At 65.9% G+C, this 17,697-nt stretch carries 12 protein-coding genes and 1 pseudogene; 7 read left to right on the top strand and 6 right to left on the bottom strand.

Translation table 11 applies throughout. The annotated features are described in order from the left end of the window. Positions 1 to 10: 10 nt before the first annotated feature. Positions 11 to 1,243 carry an FAD-binding oxidoreductase gene (locus AB3X94_RS11535; RefSeq protein ID WP_176106072.1) on the bottom strand — a complete coding sequence of 411 codons (1,233 nt, stop codon included), beginning with the start codon at positions 1,241 to 1,243 and terminating at the stop codon, positions 11 to 13. Between the two features lie 344 nt (positions 1,244 to 1,587). On the opposite strand from AB3X94_RS11535, the gene AB3X94_RS11530 reads away from it, so the two are divergent. Further along, positions 1,588 to 3,015 carry a PLP-dependent aminotransferase family protein gene (locus AB3X94_RS11530; protein ID WP_368611578.1) on the top strand — a complete coding sequence of 476 codons (1,428 nt, stop codon included), beginning with the start codon at positions 1,588 to 1,590 and terminating at the stop codon, positions 3,013 to 3,015. A gap of 72 nt (positions 3,016 to 3,087) precedes the next feature. Next, positions 3,088 to 3,660, top strand: a complete 573-nt coding sequence (locus AB3X94_RS11525) for an aromatic acid exporter family protein (RefSeq protein WP_368611577.1) — start codon at positions 3,088 to 3,090, stop codon at positions 3,658 to 3,660. Positions 3,661 to 3,685: 25 nt separating this feature from the next. On the opposite strand, the gene AB3X94_RS11520 is transcribed toward AB3X94_RS11525, so the two are convergent. Beyond that, complete coding sequence (locus AB3X94_RS11520; protein ID WP_368611576.1) at positions 3,686 to 4,663, bottom strand: cupin domain-containing protein; 978 nt, start codon at positions 4,661 to 4,663, stop codon at positions 3,686 to 3,688. A 116-nt stretch (positions 4,664 to 4,779) separates the two neighbouring features. On the opposite strand from AB3X94_RS11520, the gene AB3X94_RS11515 reads away from it, so the two are divergent. After that, positions 4,780 to 5,121 (top strand): carboxymuconolactone decarboxylase family protein, encoded by a 342-nt coding sequence (locus AB3X94_RS11515; protein WP_368611575.1) that lies wholly within the window; start codon positions 4,780 to 4,782, stop codon positions 5,119 to 5,121. Positions 5,122 to 5,265: 144 nt separating this feature from the next. Here the strand turns inward: AB3X94_RS11515 and AB3X94_RS11510 are convergent, their stop codons facing one another. Then, positions 5,266 to 6,762, bottom strand: a complete 1,497-nt coding sequence (locus AB3X94_RS11510) for a carbohydrate porin (RefSeq protein WP_176106077.1) — start codon at positions 6,760 to 6,762, stop codon at positions 5,266 to 5,268. Positions 6,763 to 7,813: 1,051 nt separating this feature from the next. Here AB3X94_RS11510 and AB3X94_RS11505 point away from each other — a divergent pair. The 3 genes and pseudogenes from AB3X94_RS11505 to AB3X94_RS11495 all read left to right on the top strand — a co-directional run bounded on the left by AB3X94_RS11505 (position 7,814) and on the right by AB3X94_RS11495 (position 9,403). After that, on the top strand, positions 7,814 to 7,972 hold the full coding sequence (locus AB3X94_RS11505) for a hypothetical protein (RefSeq protein ID WP_176104964.1): 159 nt from the start codon (positions 7,814 to 7,816) through the stop codon (positions 7,970 to 7,972). Further along, a pseudogene (locus AB3X94_RS11500) lies at positions 7,918 to 8,061 on the top strand (ABC transporter permease); the annotation flags it as partial. The gene AB3X94_RS11505 and the pseudogene AB3X94_RS11500, both read left to right, overlap by 55 nt. Before the next feature lie 4 nt (positions 8,062 to 8,065). Beyond that, complete coding sequence (locus tag AB3X94_RS11495; RefSeq protein ID WP_176106078.1) at positions 8,066 to 9,403, top strand: AAA-associated domain-containing protein; 1,338 nt, start codon at positions 8,066 to 8,068, stop codon at positions 9,401 to 9,403. Between the two features lie 75 nt (positions 9,404 to 9,478). Here AB3X94_RS11495 and AB3X94_RS11490 read toward each other — a convergent pair whose 3' ends face one another. The 3 genes from AB3X94_RS11490 to AB3X94_RS11480 form a co-directional block, all read right to left on the bottom strand. Continuing rightward, positions 9,479 to 10,483 carry a sterol desaturase family protein gene (locus AB3X94_RS11490; protein ID WP_176106079.1) on the bottom strand — a complete coding sequence of 335 codons (1,005 nt, stop codon included), beginning with the start codon at positions 10,481 to 10,483 and terminating at the stop codon, positions 9,479 to 9,481. Positions 10,484 to 10,503: 20 nt separating this feature from the next. Beyond that, entirely contained in the window at positions 10,504 to 11,550 is a 1,047-nt protein-coding gene (locus AB3X94_RS11485) for a YncE family protein (protein WP_217709847.1), read from the bottom strand. Between the two features lie 149 nt (positions 11,551 to 11,699). Continuing rightward, positions 11,700 to 12,755 (bottom strand): aldo/keto reductase, encoded by a 1,056-nt coding sequence (locus tag AB3X94_RS11480; protein ID WP_176106081.1) that lies wholly within the window; start codon positions 12,753 to 12,755, stop codon positions 11,700 to 11,702. Positions 12,756 to 13,026: 271 nt separating this feature from the next. Between AB3X94_RS11480 and AB3X94_RS11475 the strand changes: the two genes are divergently transcribed. Continuing rightward, the gene (locus tag AB3X94_RS11475; protein WP_368611574.1) at positions 13,027 to 17,568 is read left to right on the top strand and encodes a DEAD/DEAH box helicase; all 4,542 of its coding nucleotides are present in this window, start codon (positions 13,027 to 13,029) and stop codon (positions 17,566 to 17,568) included. Positions 17,569 to 17,697: the final 129 nt, after the last annotated feature.

Genomic DNA, 17,697 nt, shown 5'->3' with positions numbered 1-17,697 from the left:
GTTGCGGTGGTTAAAAACGACGTGGGCTGTAAGGCGCGAGATCGACCGGCGGCACGCGCCCCGCCACCAGATCGGCGACGACGCTGCCCGTCACGCCGCCCAGCGTGACGCCCAGATGCTGATGACCGAATGCGTAGACGACGCGCGGCGACGCGCTCGACGCTCCGACGACCGGCAGGCCGTCGGGCAGGCTCGGCCGGAAACCGAGCCAGTCGCTATCCGGTTGAGGCAATTGCGGCAGCGCGAGCCGCGCGGAGCGCGTGATCAGATCGAGCAGCGCGGCATTGCGCTGCGGTCCATAGCCGCCCAGTTCGACGGTGCCCGCGGCGCGGATGCCGCCGTCCATCGGCACCATGTAGAAGCCGCGCTCGGCCCAGCCGCACGGCCGTGAAATCAGCGACGACGTGCCGGGGAAGCGCACGTGATAGCCGCGCTCGGTATCGAGAGGTACGCGGTCGCCGCATTGGCGCGCGAAGCGGCCGGAAAATGCGCCGGCACAGACGACCGCCTGCGCGGCATCATATGCGCGACCCGCGTCGTCGACGATGCGCACGCTGTTGGCGCCCGGCACGAGCGTGCGAACCGCGACGCGCTCATGCCGGAGGCCACGAGCGAGCAGCGCCGCGTGCAACGCCTGCAAAAAGCCGTGCGGGTCGCCGAGGAACCAGCTGCCGTTGAACAACGTGCCGTGCGCAAAGATCGGCGCGAGATTCGGTTCGAGTGCGGCAATGCCGGCGCGATCGAAGTTTTCGAAGCGCACGCCGAGCGAGCGGCGCAACGCGAGCGACGGCTGGGCCGCGTCGAACGACGCCGCATTCGAATACAGGTACAGGCATTCGCGCGGCCGCACGAAGCGCGACAGGTTATCGCTTTCGAGCATCTCGCGGTAACCGTCGAACGCGCGCGACAGCAGGCTTGCGAGCGCTCGAGCGCTGTGCTCGTAGCGCCGCGGCATCGACGCGCATAGAAAGCGCACAAGCCAAGGCGCCAGTTGCGGCAGATAGCGCCAGCGAATCCGCAGCGGACTCGTCGGCGAAAACAGGAAACGCGGCAGATTGCGGAACACCGCCGGGTTGTTCACCGGAATGCAGCCATAGTTGGCGAACGTGCCCGCATTGCCGTATGACGTGGCCTCGCCCGGACCGAGCGCGTCGAACAGCGTGACGTGGTGACCGTCGCGCATCAGCCAGTAGGCGCTCGACAGGCCGATGAAGCCCGCGCCCAGAACGGCGACTTCGCTCATCGCGTGCGCCGCCCGGCCGCACTGGCCGCCCGACCCGAACTTCCGCCCGATGCATCGACCGGCAGGAGCGTGCTCTGCTGCTCTGTCACGACCGTCCCTCCTGTACCACAGTTGCGCGTCGTCTTTCGACACAACGCCACACAAATCATGCTTTAATACTCACACAAAGTTTTTTTGTGTGCAATTAATTTGGCTTTGTGTGGACTTAGGTACTTTCCCCGAGCGAAACGGGCTGGCATCGTGCAGTGCGATGTACCTCCAGTTGCCGATGCGACGACGAACGGGTTTAGTATTGGCAGGGTCCTGCACGCTCGAACGGGATTTTGCATGGAGATTCACGCTGGATGAAAAGCGCAATTGACCACACAAACGGTGAGGACGTGCTCCAGACAAAGGGCCGTCAGCCGACTTATCTCGAAGTGTCGCGCAGCCTCGAGGAACAAGTCCGCAGCGGCCTCTACCCGCCCGGCAGCCGTCTGCCGCCGCAGCGCGAGCTCGCGTTGGAGCTGGGCCTGAATGTCTCCACCGTGTCGCGCGCGTACAAGGAGTTGCAGGCGCGGGGGCTGATCGTCGCGAGCAAGCGGCGCGGCTCGATCGTCACCGGCGGCGCCATGCCTGCCGTGCATGCCCGCAGCGACAGCACATCTGCAAGCGGCCACGCCGACGCGAACGCCGTGCTGGACCTGACCGTGAACCGGCCCGCTACCGGTGAATTCCTCACACAGCTCGCGCGGACGATGGCGCAGATCGCGCACGATCCCCGCTATCCGCAGACCCAGGAATATCAGCCGCCGCAGGGCCCCGAATGGGCGCGGGCCGCGGGCGCGCAATGGCTCGCCGCGCCCGGCTTCACGCCCAGCGCCGACAGCGTGGTCGTGACGAGCGGCGCGCAGCATGGCCTGTATGCGGTGCTGAGCAGCCTGATGGGGCATGAAGGCGTGATCCTGTCGGATCAGCTGACCTACTATGGCCTGAAAGCCCTCGCGCCGGTGTTTCAGTTCGAACTGGTCGGCATTCCTAGCGACGACGAAGGGCTGCTGCCCGACCGTCTCGAAGACGCGTGCCGGCATCGGCGCGTAAAGGCGATCTTCACGGTGCCGAATCTGCAGAACCCGACCGTCGTGACGATGAGTCTCGCGCGTCGCGCGGCGCTCGCCGAGATCGCGCGCCGGCATCACATCGTGATCATCGAGGACGACGTGTACGGCCCGCTGCTGCAAGCGCGCTTGCCGACGATTGCGAGCCTGTGCCCGGAGCTGACCTTCCACATCACGTCGACCTCGAAGATCCTCGCACCGGGCCTGCGCATCGGCTATCTGCACACGCCGCCGCATGGCGCGGCGCTGGCCGCGGAAGCGGTGCGCACGACCGCGTGGATGCCCGCGCCGCTGTCGACGCTGATCGCCACGCGCTGGATCGAGGATGGCACCGCGCAGACGATCCTCGACGCGCAACGCGCCGAGTTGCGCGCGCGCCAGGAGATCGCGCGCGAACTACTGCCCGCCGAGCATCTGAAGAGCGATCCCGCATGCATGTTCGTGTGGTTGCGCGTGCCGCCGCCGTGGCGCTCGGACGATTTCGCGGCCAACGCGCTCGCGCGCGGCGTCAACACGATGCCGGCCTCTGCGTTCGCGGTGGATCGCTCGACGGTCGAACACGGCGTGCGCATCAATCTCGCTTGCGCCGAGACGCGCGAGCAGCTGACGCGCGGCCTGCAAATTCTCGCGCACACGCTGCGCGACCGGCCGCGCGCGCTGTTCGGCACGATCTAGACTGCGGTGGAAGCGTCGGGCGGAGCCGCTAGAATACGGCACGACCCTGCCCCTGCGAGCCGCCTTCATCCGATGACTCCGTCCGACGATTCGAGCCCCTCCTCGCGCACGCCCGCCGCCGATGCGCTGTTCGCTTTCCTGAAGACGCTGCCGCTCGGCGACCGCTTGATCGAGGGCGGCTTCATGGCCGTGCAGGCGGTGGCGGGCGCGAGTCTCGCGTTCGGCATCGGCCGCGCGCTGCACACCGAGCAGGCGTTCTGGGCCGCGATCACCGCGATCGCGGTGAGCCAGCACAGCTATATCGACACTCGCAAGCTGTCGCGCGACCAGTTCATCGGCGCGATGGTCGGCGGCATTTGCGGGCTGATCGGCACACTCGCGGGCGGCGGCCATTTTGCCGCGTACGCGGCGACCGTCGCGGCCGCGATCCTGATCTGCTGGGTCGTCAACGTCGGCAGCGCGGCGCGCCTTGGCGGCATCACCGCGACGATCATGCTGCTGGCGCCCGGCATCGGCCCCGCGTGGGACAAGGCTTTTCTGCGGCTTGCCGAAGTGACGCTCGGGACGGTCTGCGCGCTCGTGGTCGCGCGGCTGATGGCGTCGCTCGAAAGACGTGCGTTCAACAAGGGCGAAACGCCCAAATAGAATCACGCGCGCGTCGATTCTTTAGTCAGTCATCCGGAGCATCGTCAGTTTGCGTGCGACGCCGGTAACGTCCCGGCGTCACGCCGACGCTTTGCGCAAACGCCTTGCCGAACGCCGCCTCCGATTGATAGCCGACCGCCTCGCCGATGTCCGCCGCGCTGCGTTGCGTGCGCAACAGCAGGTCGCTGGCGATCGCCATGCGGATCTGCGTCAGAAAATCCATCACGGTCATGCCCGCGCGCTCGTTGAAACGGCGCGCGTAGGTCGCGCGCGACATCGCCGCCCGCTCGCCGAGTTCGGAGATCGTCCACGCGCGTTCGGGTGCGTCGAGCATCGCTTGCACCGATGCGCCGAGTCGTGCGTCCGTCAGCAACGCGAGCATGCCGGCGCTGTTCGCATTGCGCTCGCCGTGCACGCGCAGTGCCATTGCGAACAGCGCGTGGCTCAAGGCCGTCACGATGGTGAGCGCGCCAGGCTGACGCCGCGCCGCTTCACCGCGCATCAAAGTGATCAGCGTTTGCAACGCATCGAGCGTCTGCGCGTCCCCGAGCGACACTTGCAGCGGATCGGGCAGCGCATCGAGCAGCAACGCCGACGAACCGGGCGCATAGACGAAGCGGCCGCACAGCAGATCGACGCCTTCATGAGTCGCGGTGTGGTTGGGCGTCTGCGCGGATGTGGCGGCTTCCTCACCGTCGTTGCGCCGCACCGGCAGCATGCCGTCGTGCCCGAGCGTCAGCGGCAGGCCGCCCGACGAGCGCTTCACGTCGCGCACGCGATGCGCGGCGCCACGCGGAAACAGCATGAAATCGCCGGCCTTCAATTCGAGCTGCTCGCCGGCGGCGGTCTCGATCACGCAACTGCCGTCGAGCACCAGATGAAACGGCGCGACGCCCCTCTCCAGCGGCGCGTGATCGATATCGAATGCGCCTGATAGCAGGCAGCGAAGATCGAGACTCGCTTGCGGCCGGGCAAGGTCGATCAGGCGACTAAGCGTGTCCATGAGACGAGCGCGCTAAAAGTTGAGTCGAATGAGTATTCAGGATATCGCGGCGCGGCGCAATACTGTTTCCACGACGCCGGCAACCGCTGGCGCGCAACGGACCAAGGAGCACTGCCATGTTGGACTGGATCGATTACCGCAAGGAACTGTTCGGCCGTATCGGCGAAATGTCGAAGCTCGCGCCGGACAGCGTGAAGGCGTATCAGGCGATGTCGAATGCCGGTCAGAAGACCGATCTGCTCGGCACGAAAACGCGCGAGCTGATTGCGCTCGCGGTCGCGGTGAGCCTGCGCTGTGACGGCTGTATCACGGTCCATACGGCCGAGGCGCTGAAGCACGGCGCGACCCGCGAGGAAATCGCCGAAGCGCTCGGCGTCGCGATGGCGGTCAACGCGGGCGCGACGCTGGTGTACTCGGCGCGCACGCTGGACGCGGTCGCCGCGCATGCGCAGGGGTAAGCGAGTCGATGATGAGCCGGGGCGCTCGCTAAGTCGGCGTGCGTCGTAACGCGCCGCATCGACCGATCATGTTCGGCGATGCGGCGCGCGGCCTTTGTTGAAGCGATTGATGAAGCGAGTATCAGCCAGCCGCGCGACCTTTCCTCAGAACTGGATCGTCGTGCGCAAGCCGAGAACCGCTTCGTTCCTGATGCGCTGGGACGAATCGTCCGGGTCCGGAATCCCGCCGCCCGGCCGCCAGAAGTACTGGAAGTCCGCTTGCAGCATCCACCACGGCGCGACCTGGTATTGATAAGTGGCTTCGAGCACCGTCTCCGCGCTGCGTGACGGATAGCCCGGCGTGTACAGCGCCTGCGCGCTCGCCAGATTCTGCGCGTGAGAACCGATCTTTGCATAGCCGAGCGCAAGCCCGACCACATCGTTGTCGCGCCCCTTGAACGGCGCCTTGAGTGTGACGCCCGCGTTGACGCCGAGATCGACCAGATTGCGATCGCCCGGCGCACCCATGATGCGGGCGAACACGCCGACCGACTGCGGACTGTCGGGGCCCGCGCGCCACACCATCTGGTCGGCAACCGCGTAGAAGCTATAGTTGCCGCGATGATTCGTCGGCATGCCGTTGCTCGCCGGATTCGCCAGCGACAGGCCGCCGGTGTCGAAACCCTGATCCGCGAAGTGGTTGCTGTTGTACCAGAAGCCAAGCTTGTAGGTGCCCGGCAGGCCAGCCGGCCTCGGATCGGAAGGATTCGCCGACGGCTGGTTGATCGCGTACTGCAGTTCGCCGATCACGAGCGCGCCGTTGCCGAGATTGAAGTTCGTGCCGCTCGCGTTGAGCTTTTGCGGATCGCCGACGCCTGGCGCCGGGTTGCCGTCGAATACGCCGCCCAGCACGGTGACGCCGTTCGCGAACGATGCGCGCGCCCTCACGCCGAGCGACGACAGCGGATAGGCCGGTCCGCCCGCGGGCAGATCGACGGCCGGCAGCACCGGCCAGCCAAACGTTGCGTTCATGAAGGTGGCCGCGTACTGGCTGACCATGAACTCCTGATCGAGACTCTGCTGGCCGATCTTCACATCGACGTTGCCGAGCGACTGCTGATACCACAGTTCCCACAGACGGGTCGCGGCGTCGGCTTCGATGCCGCTCGCAGTTTGCAGTGTTTGCAGATTTCTGGCGGTCAGGCTCGTGCCGTGAATCTGCAGACCGGAGACGTTGAAGGTGCCGCCCGGCAATCCGAAGGCCTTTTCCGTATCGACGACGAGTCCGAACCCGGTCAAGCCTTGATAGGCACCGCCGCGATTCGTGCCGCCCGACAGGTTGCCCATGTATTCGCTGGTCTCCTGCAGATTGAACGTCACGCCGTAGTTGCCGAGCCAGGGACGCAGGCCGCCCATTTCGCCGAACAGGTTCGAGCGCTCCCACAATCCGGTCGGCGCTGCGACGGTCTGACCGGCGGGCGCCGCGTTGTCCGTGGCGCCTGGAACCGGTGCGGCCGGTGCAGTCGATGGCGCCGCTTGCGCCGGGGTGGCGTCGCCGGGTGTCTGCGCGAACGCGCAAGGGCCGAGGCCGAGGGAAAGAACCGCAGTCACGGCGATCGAACCGCCGGAGCCCAGTAGTCTGCGCTTGTCGATATTTTTCATCGGTTATTGGGGATTGGAGTTATAGGCGGATGGCTCCGTCGTTATTCGCACATGCGCATGGACGTGTGTGAAAGATCCGGCAAACAGCAAGCGCAAATGCGAAAGCGCAATCGCCTCTGCAAGCAGGCTCGCAAACGACGGTCAAAAAAAGAGCAGGCGTGCTACAGAAAACCGACGGCAAGGCCGGTTGGAATTGAAGCGCGCTAACCCGACTTCAGCGAGTCAGCGGCGAAGGAGTGAACCTGCGGCGACTATCTCGCGGTGGTGCTGCCGGTCCTGGCCGGCATCGGACTTCCACTTTCTGGACACGGGTCCATGGACGACTCCTTCGATACGTTGGGGCGGATTGTATTGACATGCTCCCAAAAAGCGCAAGTAAAAATCGCACAAGGACGGCCTCGGGTTCTTTCGAAGAATGTTGGCTCTGCTTACAGAATCTGGTTGACTCCGGTTTTTTACCGCGTCTGGAATTCGCCCGTTTTCTCAAATGAGGCTGATGCCTTGGACACCTGCAGTAGTCAATCTTCGAACAGTTTCACTGCCTGACCGGCAGAACGGAGCGCGCCGCAGCAAAGCCCCTTCGTGCACCTCGATCATTAGCGCCATGTGGACGCGGCCTTCGCTCGTCCACGCTGGCACGCCCTCGCAAGCCTTCGGGTTTGCGGCCGGCGCTCGCCCATACCCGCGCCTGCTCGCGGGTTCGGACGAGTTCGGTAGAGCCACGCTGCGCGTATGGGCGCAGTTCAACCCGACGAGGGGCCGACATGCCCGACAGTGACAGTTGTTGTTTATGCCCCTTCCCTTCAGCCTTACAGAAGGAAAGCAGCTAGCACCCTGACGCCGCGCCAAGCGTGCGATGTTTTGCCAAGCTCCTGTCACGAATCGACGCCATCATCGAAAGATTGTGGTGTTGCCTCGTCGTGACCGTTGCTTGCTGAATAAGCCCTTTCATCGACTTGCAATTCGTCATGTTCCAACTCAACGATCCGTCGCGAATCGATGCTCAGGCCACCGCCCTGTACGGCGGCACGACTTCGCTGCTCACAAATACGTGATCCTCGCCTATGACCAGCTGCTGCTCCGTCCGCTCGTCGCGTGGGCCGACAAGTTCCGCATGGAGACCACGAGTTCGGGCAACGCGCCGCAGTCCTGGCTGCTCGACATGATGCCGCCGGCGACTTTCCGAAGATCATCCTTGGCGTCGCCGTGATGGCGCTATTCGTCACGCTGTTCAACCCCGCGCTGTGGCGCCCCCTGTATGCCTTCGCCGAATCAAGGCTCCGACTCGACCAGGAGTAAAGCCATGCAAAACGTCATTCAAGCCATCCCCGCCGACCTGCTCCCGTCGTCGCCGCGCCTGGGCGCGCAGGTGCTGAACATCGAGCACGTGAGCCGCGGCTTTCATAAAAATCAGAGCGAGCTGCTGGTGCTCGACGACGTGAATCTGACGCTGCGCGAGGGCGAGATCGTCGGACTGCTCGGCCGCTCGGGCTCGGGCAAGTCGACACTGCTGCGCATCATCGCCGGTTTGATCCGGCCGACGAGCGGCAACGTGACCTACCTGGGCAAGCCGCTCGACGGTCCAGCCGAGGGCGTCGCGATGGTGTTCCAGACCTTCGCGTTGTTTCCGTGGCTGACGGTGCTGCAGAACGTCGAAGCGGGGCTGGAGGCACTCGGCGTCGGCATCGAGGAGCGGCGCACGCGCGCGCTCGCGGCGATCGATCTGATCGGTCTCGACGGCTTCGAAAACGCGTATCCGCGCGAGCTGTCGGGTGGCATGCGGCAGCGCGTCGGCTTCGCACGCGCGCTCGTCGTCGATCCGACCATCCTGCTGATGGACGAGCCGTTCTCCGCGCTCGACGTGCTGACCGCCGAAACGCTGCGTACCGACCTGCTCGACCTGTGGAACCAGGACCGCATGCCGATCAAGGCGGTTCTTATAGTCACGCACAACATCGAGGAAGCCGTTTTCATGTGCGATCGCATCCTCGTACTGTCGTCGAACCCCGGGCGCGTGGTGGCCGAGACCGTGGTGCCGTTCGCTCATCCGCGCAACCGGCTCGATCCGGATTTTCGCGCGCTCGTCGACGAAATCTACGCGAAGATGACCGCGCGCCCCACTGGAGCCGCGGCCAAACGCGAACTCGAACCCGGCAGCTGGTTGCCGAACGTGTCGACGAACCTGATGGCTGGTCTGATCGAAACGCTTGCGGCAGCGCCCTATAACGGCCGCGCCGACATGCCCGAGATTGCGCGCACGCTGCAGTTGGAAGTCGACGAACTGTTCCCGATCGCGGAGATGCTGCAGTACCTCGGCTTTGCCGAAGTCAGCGAGGGCGATGTGTTCCTCACGCCGCCCGCGCATCGATTCGCCGAGGGCAGCACGCAGGAGCGCAAGATCATGTTCGCCGATCATCTGTTGCAGTGTGTGCCGCTCGCCGCGCGAATCAGGAAGGTCCTCAACGAACGGCCCGGACATCGCGCGCCGCGCGTGCGCTTCGAGCAGGAGCTCGAGGACCTGCTGTCCGACAGCGCGGCGCAGGAAACCCTCGATGCGGTGATCGACTGGGGCCGTTACGCGGAAATCTTCTCGTACAACGACAAGACGGAAACCTTCAGTCTCGCGGATGTCGAGACCTGAGCAGGGCCGAAACGAAATGGCCGCGGAGAACCCGACGCAGGTGCTCCGCGGCCATTTTCCAGTTCGCACCGATCTTCACGGATTGATCTCGCCCGCACCGGGCCGGCCACGCAGCCGCCCGGCGATGCGGCCGAACGCGTACCACTGCTGAGCGATCAGCCCATCCCCATACGAACGCGCGGCACCATGCGGCGCGGGCAGCTGATCGCGGATGCCGGTCGGCTCGACGGCGCGCTCCCACGACGCGGTGCCGAACAGCATGTCCCACCACGGGAACAGCACGCCGAAGTTGCAGCCGTAGCGGGTGCCTTCGTGGCCATAGCCGATCGCATGATGACGCCGATGAAACGCCGGGCTCACGATCAGGCGTTCGAGCAGCCATCCATACGGGAGGCGCGCATTCACGTGCTGCACGCTCTGCATGAAATTGCCGAGCGCGACGAGCACGACGAATTGGTTTGGCTGCACGCCGATGAACAGCGCAATGGCCGCAAAAAACGCCGCCTGCAAGATGTCGTCCAAAAAGTGATTGCGGTCGTCGGCCCACAGCGACATCTGCCGCTGGCTGTGATGAACCGCATGCAATTCCCACCACACGCCGAACCGATGTTGCCAGCGGTGATACCAGTAGCCGGCGAAATCGAGCACGATCAGGTAGATCAGAAACGACACGAGCGGCTGATCGGTGACGCCCGGCCACAAATCATCGACGTCGATGTTGGGCACGTCGTGGATCGCCATCAGGCTCTGCCAATGATTGAAGAACGGCTGCAGCAGAAAGAAGAACGCAAGATTGACGATGCCGAGCTTGGCGATCCACGTGTAGACCACGTCCGCGCGCAACGCCCTGCGGTCCGCCCATGTCTCCACCGGGCGCAGCGCTTCGAGCGGGCGCAACACCAGGTACGACACCAGTATCTGCATCGCGCCGACGATCACCCAGTAGAGCGCGTCGTAAGTGTCTTCGTCATAGCCCATCAGATTGAAGCGGTAGAAGATCGGCTGGACCACGTCGACGTACAGCAGCGTCTGCAGGGCTGAGATGCCATTGTCGAGTTGAGCGACGAGTTCGTGAATCATGTAAAGCCTTTCGGGTTGCCTCAGTCGGGATTGGGCGCGTAGACCGGCGCGCGGTTGGCGAAATAAAGACCGTGCGGCGAGCGCCCCACCACGATCGTATCCACCAGCCGATGCGTGCTCAGGTCGATGACGCCGACGTGCCTCGCGAAGCGGAACGTGACCCATAGATAGCGCCGGTCCGCCGATAGTTCCATGTCGTCAGGGCCCGGCATCAAACCGGTTATGTCGGCCACTTTGGTCAGCGTGTTGTAATCGAGAATGCTGATCGTGTTCTCCACGCGATTCGACACGGCGAGATGCTGGCCATCGTCGAGATTGCGGAAGTTGTGCGCGCCGCGGCCCGTGTGGATCTTCTTCACGAGTTGGCGGTTCTTCCAGTCGACCACCGCGACATTGTCTTCGCCCGTCATGCCGACGAGCAGATAACGATCGCCCGGGGTCATCCAGAGTCCGGCCGGCGTCTTGCCCACATGCAGCGTCCACGACACTGACTGTGTCGGCAGATCGATCGCCGCGACCTCGCCCGTGCCCTGAAGCGTGACGAACACGGTGCGGTTATCGGCTGCAAAGGTCAGGTGGCTCGGGGTCTTCGCGAGCGGAATCCGCTTCGCGAGCGTCACGTTCTCGCCATCGTAGCGATAGATATCGAGGCGATCGAGCCTCAGGCCCGCAGTGACGAACCACTTGTGGTCGGGCGAAAAACCAAGCTGGTACGGGTCTTCGATGCCCGCGACACGGCGTTGCACCCGGCCGCTGTGCGGGTCGACGAACATCAGGTCGTTCGAAAACGCATCCGCGACGATCAGCGAACGACCATCGGGCGTGATCATCAGATGATGAGGCTCCTTGCCGGTCGGCTCGGTGCCGATCACTTTGTGCGTGACGGGATCGATCAACGTAAGCTGCGCTTCGCCCGAGTCGAGCACGATCACGTTGTCGGCAGCGTGGGCGAGATGAGGCAATGTCAGCGAACAGCAAGCCAACGCCACGAAAGCGCCGGTTTTTGTAATCGAAGCGAATGCGAATGTCACGAACCGGATAGGACTCTGAAATACGACGCTGGGCATCGGTGCGGCCGATGCGGAAGAAGACCTGCCGTGTGAAGTCTACGCGCAATCGCGTGGCAAATGTGATGAAGATCGCGGCCGCGCGAGCCTCGAACTCGCGCCGCCCAACGATGAAGATTCAGGCCTTCGTTCGCGAGAACGCCGTCGCGCTATCGCTGCACGACATGCCGAACCTCGGCCAGTTGTTGCCGGCGCTGTTCGCCCTGCCGCTCCAGCATCCAGCCCGGATACTCGGCTGGCAGCGCGCTGACCTCGGCGAGCTTCGCGAGCTCATCGGCGGATAGCGCGACGTTGGTCGCCGCGATGTTGTCGTCGAGCTGCTCGATCTTCTTCGCGCCGACGATCACCGTGCTGACGACACGCTGATGCAGCAGCCACGCCAGCGAGATCTGTGCGACCGATACGGTCTTCGCCGCGGCCATCTCGCGCATCACGTCGATGCAGTCGTACGCACGCTCGCGATCGATCGGCGGAAAATCGAAAGTCGTGCGACGGCTGCCCGCTTCACCCTGCTGTTCACGTCCGTACTTGCCGCTCAGAAAACCACCGGCGAGCGGGCTCCATACCATCAGACCGAGGCCTTCGCTTTGCAGCATCGGCACGAGCTCGCGTTCGAGATCGCGGCCCGCGATCGAGTAATACGCCTGCAACGTTTCGAAGCGTGCGGTGCCGAGCCGCTCGGCGATGCCGAGCGCCTTCGCGATTTGCCATGCGGCCCAGTTCGACACGCCGACATAGCGCACGTGGCCGTGCTGCACGAGCGTATCGAGCGCGCGCACGGTTTCTTCGATCGGCGTGGCCGGATCGAAACCGTGGATCTGATAGAGGTCGACGTGATCGAGTTGTAGACGCTTCAGGCTCGCCTTGATGCCGTCGAGGATGTGATAGCGCGACGCACCGCGCGCGTTGGCGAACTCGCCGGTCTGGCCGAACACCTTGGTCGCGATCACGACCTTGTCGCGCGGCACTTTCAGATTTTTGAGCGCGTTGCCCGTGATGAGCTCGGACAGGCCGCCCGCGTAGACGTCGGCCGTGTCGATGAAATTAATGCCCGCGTCGAGCGCCCGGCCGACCAGCCGCTCCGCGTCGCTTTGCTGCAGATCGCCGATCTGCCGCCAGATGCCTTCGCCACCGCCGAAGGTCATCGTGCCCAAACACAACTCCGATACAAACACACCGGTACGGCCCAACTGGTTATATCGCATCGTCGACGCTCCATCGTGGGGACAGGGAGAATCGTCAAGCGTACTGCAAATGGCGGTGGCTGGCAGGACGGGCGCACGCGGCGAAACTACGAATTCCAGCAGTTACGCAACGCCCAACGCGCCGCACACGAGCGCCGAAAACCTGCGAGACTGACCGCTATTGCGTCGGCAGCGTGGAATGCCCAGCAACTGCAAAAACGGGCGCCATTAGCGAGTACTGATCCAGCCACCCCCACTGGATATCCCCCGCGCCGCCCTCATCTACACGAGCATGACTTCGGCAAAAACTGCCGCCGCACTCGACGCGGCGCCCCGCTCCCGCAAGGCCCGCTCCACCGCGAACGCGGCGCGGCCCGTCGCACCTGCCTTACCGCCAGCTCCGCAGGCGCTCGCCGGCTTTCACCCGGCCGTTGCCAGCTGGTTCCAGAAAACCTTCGCCGCCCCGACCGATGCGCAAGCCGCCGCCTGGCCGCAAATCCGCAGCGGCCGCTCGACGCTGGTCGCCGCGCCGACCGGCTCCGGCAAGACGCTGACGGCGTTCCTGTCCGCGCTGAACGACCTGGTGTCGCAAGGCCTCGCGAACGACGGCGTGCTGCCCGACGAAACGCTGGTCGTCTACGTGTCGCCGCTGAAGGCGCTGTCGAACGACATCCGTCTGAACCTGCAACTGCCGCTCCAAGGCATCGCCGCGGAACTCGACGCGCTCGGCCTGCCGCCGCTCGACATCCGCACCGCCGTGCGCACCGGCGACACCACGCAGCAGGAACGCAACGCGCTGAAAAAACGCGCGCCGCACATTCTCGTGACGACGCCCGAGTCGCTGTACGTGCTGCTCGGCTCCGATTCGGGCCGCCGCATGCTGGCGACGGTGCGCACGGTGATCGTCGATGAAATTCACGCGCTCGCGGGCAGCAAGCGCGGCAGTCATCTCGCGCTGAGCCTCGAACGGCTCGACGCGCTCTGCGGCCGGCCCCTGCCGCGCATCGGGCTGTCGGCGACGCAAAAGCCGGTCAGCGCGGTCGCGCGGTTTCTGGTCGGCGGCGCGAGCCTCGATAGCGACGTGCCGGCCGAGTGCGCGGTGATCGACGTCGGTCACGTCCGCGCGCGCGACCTCGCGCTGGAGATCCCGCCGGTGCCGCTCGAAGCGGTGATGGCCAACGAAGTGTGGGAGCGCGTCTACGACCGGCTCGCCGAACTGGTCGCGCAGCATCGCACGACGCTGATCTTCGTCAACACGCGCCGCATGGCCGAGCGCGCCGCCCGCCATCTGACCGAGCGGCTCGGCAAGGACGCGGTCGCCGCGCACCACGGCAGCCTCGCGAAAGAACATCGTTTCGACGCCGAACAGCGCCTGAAACGCGGCGAGCTGCGCGTGCTGATCGCGACCGCGTCGCTGGAGCTCGGCATCGATATCGGCGACGTCGATCTCGTCTGCCAGATGGGTTCGCCGCGCGCGATCGCGCCGTTCCTGCAACGCGTCGGCCGCTCGGGACACCACGTCGGCGGCATGCCGAAGGGGCGGCTGTTTCCGGCCTCGCGCGACGATCTGCTCGAATGCGCGGCGCTGCTCGATTGCGTGCGGCGTGGCGAGCTCGATGCGTTGCGCATCCCGCGCGCGCCGCTCGACGTGCTCGCGCAACAGATCGTCGCGGAGGTATCGAGCGCCGAGTGGAGCGAGGATGCGCTGTTCGACATGCTGCGGCGTGCCGCGCCGTATGCGGATCTGCCGCGCGAGCAATACGACGCGGTGCTGCGCATGCTCGCCGAGGGCTACACGAGCCGCCACGGTCCGCGTGCTGCGTATGTGCATCGCGATGCGGTCAGCGGCACGTTGCGCGGCCGGCGCGGCGGCAAGCTGGTCGCGGTGACCTCGGGCGGCACGATTCCCGAGAACGCCGATTACGCGGTCGTGCTCGAACCGCAGGCGCTCAATATCGGCACCGTCAACGAGGACTTCGCGGTCGAAAGCCTCGCCGGCGATGTGTTCCAGCTCGGCAACGCGTCGTACCGGATTCTGCGCATCGAAAGCGGCCGCGTGCGGGTCGAGGATGCGCAAGGCCAGCCGCCGAACATTCCGTTCTGGCTCGGCGAGGCGCCGGGGCGCAGCGACGAGCTGTCGTTCGCGGTTGCGAGATTGCGGGAGCAGGTCGAAGCGTTGCTGACGGAGGGCGAGACACGAGCAACCACGGCAACCGCCGTAGCCGCAAGCGAACTCGAGCCCACCGCGCCGCGTCTCGACCACGCTATCACCTGGCTCGCCGACAACCTCGCGCTCGACGAACCGGCCGCGCGCCAGATCGTCGAATACCTGGCGCGCGCCCGCGCCGCGCTCGGAGTCTTGCCGACGCAGAGCACGCTCGTGATGGAGCGCTTCTTCGACGAATCGGGCGGCACCCAGCTCGTGATCCACTCACCGTTCGGCAGCCGCGTGAATCGCGCGTGGGGGCTCGCGCTGCGCAAGCGCTTCTGCCGCAGCTTCAACTTCGAGCTGCAGGCGGCGGCCACCGAAGACGCGATCGTGCTGTCGCTGACCGGCAGCCACTCGTTCGTGCTCGACGAGGTGTGGCGCTATCTGCATTCGAACAGCGCCGAGCATCTGCTGACCCAGGCGCTGCTCGATGCGCCGTTATTCGGCGTGCGCTGGCGCTGGAACGCGACGACCTCGCTCGGCCTGCCGCGCTACGCGGGCGGGCGCAAGACCGCGCCGCAACTGCAGCGCATGCGTAGCGAGGATCTGCTTGCAAGCGTGTTTCCCGAACAGGCAGCGTGTCTGGAGAACGTCGTCGGCGAACGCGAGGTGCCGCGCCACCCATTAGTCGACCAAACCATCGACGACTGCCTGCACGACGCGATGGACAGCGAACGCTGGCTCGCGCTGCTACGCCAGATCGAGCACGGCGAGTTGCGGCTCGTCGCGCGTGATCTGCCGGCGCCGTCGCCGCTCGCCGCCGAAATCCTGACCGCGAAACCGTACGCGTACCTGGACGACGCGCCGATCGAGGAGCGCCGCACCCAGGCGGTGCTGAACCGCCGCTGGACCGACCCTGAAAGCGCCGACGATCTCGGCGCGCTCGACGCCGCCGCGATCGACAGCGTGCGCGACGAGGCCTGGCCGCAAGCACGCAACGCCGACGAAATGCACGAAGCGCTGACGGGCCTCGCCTGCATCACAGAAGCCGAGGCGCGCACGCATGAAGATTGGCCGACGCTGCTTGCGGCGTTGGCGAAAGCCGGCCGGGCGACGCGCTTGCCGCTGGCCGCGCAAGCAGACGCAAGCACGGGCAACGACGACGTCAGCGACGGCGCGCTGTGGCTGCCCGCAGAACGCCTGACCTGCTTCGAAGCGCTCTACCCCGGCATCGCGCGCAATCGCTACACGCCGCCGCTGAGCGCCCCGAAGGGCTACACCGAAAGCTGGAGCGCCGACGACGCGCTCGTCGACGTGCTGCGCGCGCGGCTGACCGGTTTCGGCCCGCTGACGGTCGACGCGATCGCGCGCCCGCTCGGATTGCCGGCCGCGCGGATCGAACCGGCGCTGATCCGTCTCGAGGCCGAAGGCTACTTGTTGCGCGGCCGCTTCACGCCGCACACGAGCCACGAAGAATGGTGCGAGCGGCACCTGCTCGCACGCATCCATCGCTACACGGTGAAGCGGCTGCGGCGTGAGATCGAGCCGGTCGAGCGGCACGACTTCATGCGCTTCCTGTTCGAATGGCAGCATCTGACGCCGACCACGCGCGCCGAAGGCCGCGACGCGCTCGCCGCCGCGCTGGACCAGCTCGAAGGCTTCCAGGCCGCGGCCGGCGCATGGGAGGAGGACATCCTGCCCGCGCGGGTGCGCGCCTACACCAGCAGTTCGCTCGATGAGCTATGCCGCGCCGGCAAGATCGTCTGGACCCGCCTGACCGAGCGGGCGCGCGGCGCCGCCGGTCCGGTCCGCGGCACGCCGATCGTGCTGCTGCCGCGCGCGCAGTTGCGCGCCTGGCGCGCGCTGCTCGATCCCGCGCGCCAGGTCGAGTTGTCGGCGCTCGCGCAAAGCGTGCACGACACCCTCGCGCAACACGGCGCGATGTTCTTCGACGAACTGCTCGCCGAGGTGCGCGTGCTGCGCATGGAGCTCGAAAACGCGCTCGGCGAGCTGGTCGCGGCCGGCCTCGCGAACTCGGACAGCTTCGCGGGTCTGCGCGCGTTGCTGAAGCCGGTCGCTAAACGCAACGCGTTTTCCAGCAGCCGGCGCGCGCGAGCGAGCGCGCTGATCGGCGGCATGGACGACGCCGGGCGTTGGGCGCTCGTATGCCGCCCGTCCGCCGTCGCGCCGGAAAATCCGTCCGGGCGGCGCAGTCAGTTGCCGCCCGAGGTGCTCGAACACGTCGCAATGACGTTGTTGCGCCGCTACGGCGTGGTGTTCTGGCGCGTGCTCGAACGCGAGGCCGAATGGCTGCCGCCGTGGCGCGATCTGCTGCGCGTGCTGCAGCGGCTCGAGGCGCGTGGCGTGATCCGCGGCGGGCGTTTCGTCAACGGGCTCGCGGGCGAGCAGTTCGCGCTGCCCGAGGCGATTCCGCTGCTGCGCGAGGTGCGGCGGCAAGCGAACGACGGTGCGCTTATCTGCGTCGCGGGAACCGATCCGCTGAATCTCGTCGGCACGCTGCTGGTCGGCGACAAGGTGCCAGCCGTGGCCGGCAACCGCGTGCTGTATCGCGACGGCGTGCCGGCGGCCACGCTGGTGGCCGGCAAGTTCTGCTTCGACGCGGCGCTCGACGCCAATCCGATCGACCGCGAACGCGCCCGCGCGCTGCTCACACACCGCTTCTAACGACGTCACCGTGGCCTCGTTTTGCCATGCCATCGTGCCGCCGCGCGCGGCCACCCCGGCTCGTGCTCCTGGTTAGCAAAACGTTAATGATTCGTCGCTCGAATTGTCACGCTTGGATACAATGGGACA

It is taken from the genome of Paraburkholderia sp. BR10923 (assembly GCF_040948765.1).
GTDB lineage: Bacteria > Pseudomonadota > Gammaproteobacteria > Burkholderiales > Burkholderiaceae > Paraburkholderia > Paraburkholderia youngii.
Note: the sequence above shows the minus strand (reverse complement) of the source record. Positions and strands in the feature narration are given on the sequence as shown.

Excerpts from the sequence above, each read along its gene's own strand:
- AB3X94_RS11530 (WP_368611578.1), top strand. The coding sequence starts at position 1,588 with ATGAAAAGCGCAATTGACCACACAAACGGTGAGGACGTGCTCCAGACA.
- AB3X94_RS11495 (WP_176106078.1), top strand. The coding sequence starts at position 8,066 with ATGCAAAACGTCATTCAAGCCATCCCCGCCGACCTGCTCCCGTCGTCG.
- AB3X94_RS11475 (WP_368611574.1), top strand. The coding sequence starts at position 13,027 with ATGACTTCGGCAAAAACTGCCGCCGCACTCGACGCGGCGCCCCGCTCC.
- AB3X94_RS11525 (WP_368611577.1), top strand. The coding sequence starts at position 3,088 with ATGACTCCGTCCGACGATTCGAGCCCCTCCTCGCGCACGCCCGCCGCC.
- AB3X94_RS11510 (WP_176106077.1), bottom strand. The coding sequence starts at position 6,762 with ATGAAAAATATCGACAAGCGCAGACTACTGGGCTCCGGCGGTTCGATC.
- AB3X94_RS11520 (WP_368611576.1), bottom strand. The coding sequence starts at position 4,663 with ATGGACACGCTTAGTCGCCTGATCGACCTTGCCCGGCCGCAAGCGAGT.
- AB3X94_RS11490 (WP_176106079.1), bottom strand. The coding sequence starts at position 10,483 with ATGATTCACGAACTCGTCGCTCAACTCGACAATGGCATCTCAGCCCTG.
- AB3X94_RS11480 (WP_176106081.1), bottom strand. The coding sequence starts at position 12,755 with ATGCGATATAACCAGTTGGGCCGTACCGGTGTGTTTGTATCGGAGTTG.
- AB3X94_RS11485 (WP_217709847.1), bottom strand. The coding sequence starts at position 11,550 with ATGCCCAGCGTCGTATTTCAGAGTCCTATCCGGTTCGTGACATTCGCA.
- AB3X94_RS11535 (WP_176106072.1), bottom strand. The coding sequence starts at position 1,243 with ATGAGCGAAGTCGCCGTTCTGGGCGCGGGCTTCATCGGCCTGTCGAGC.
- AB3X94_RS11515 (WP_368611575.1), top strand. The coding sequence starts at position 4,780 with ATGTTGGACTGGATCGATTACCGCAAGGAACTGTTCGGCCGTATCGGC.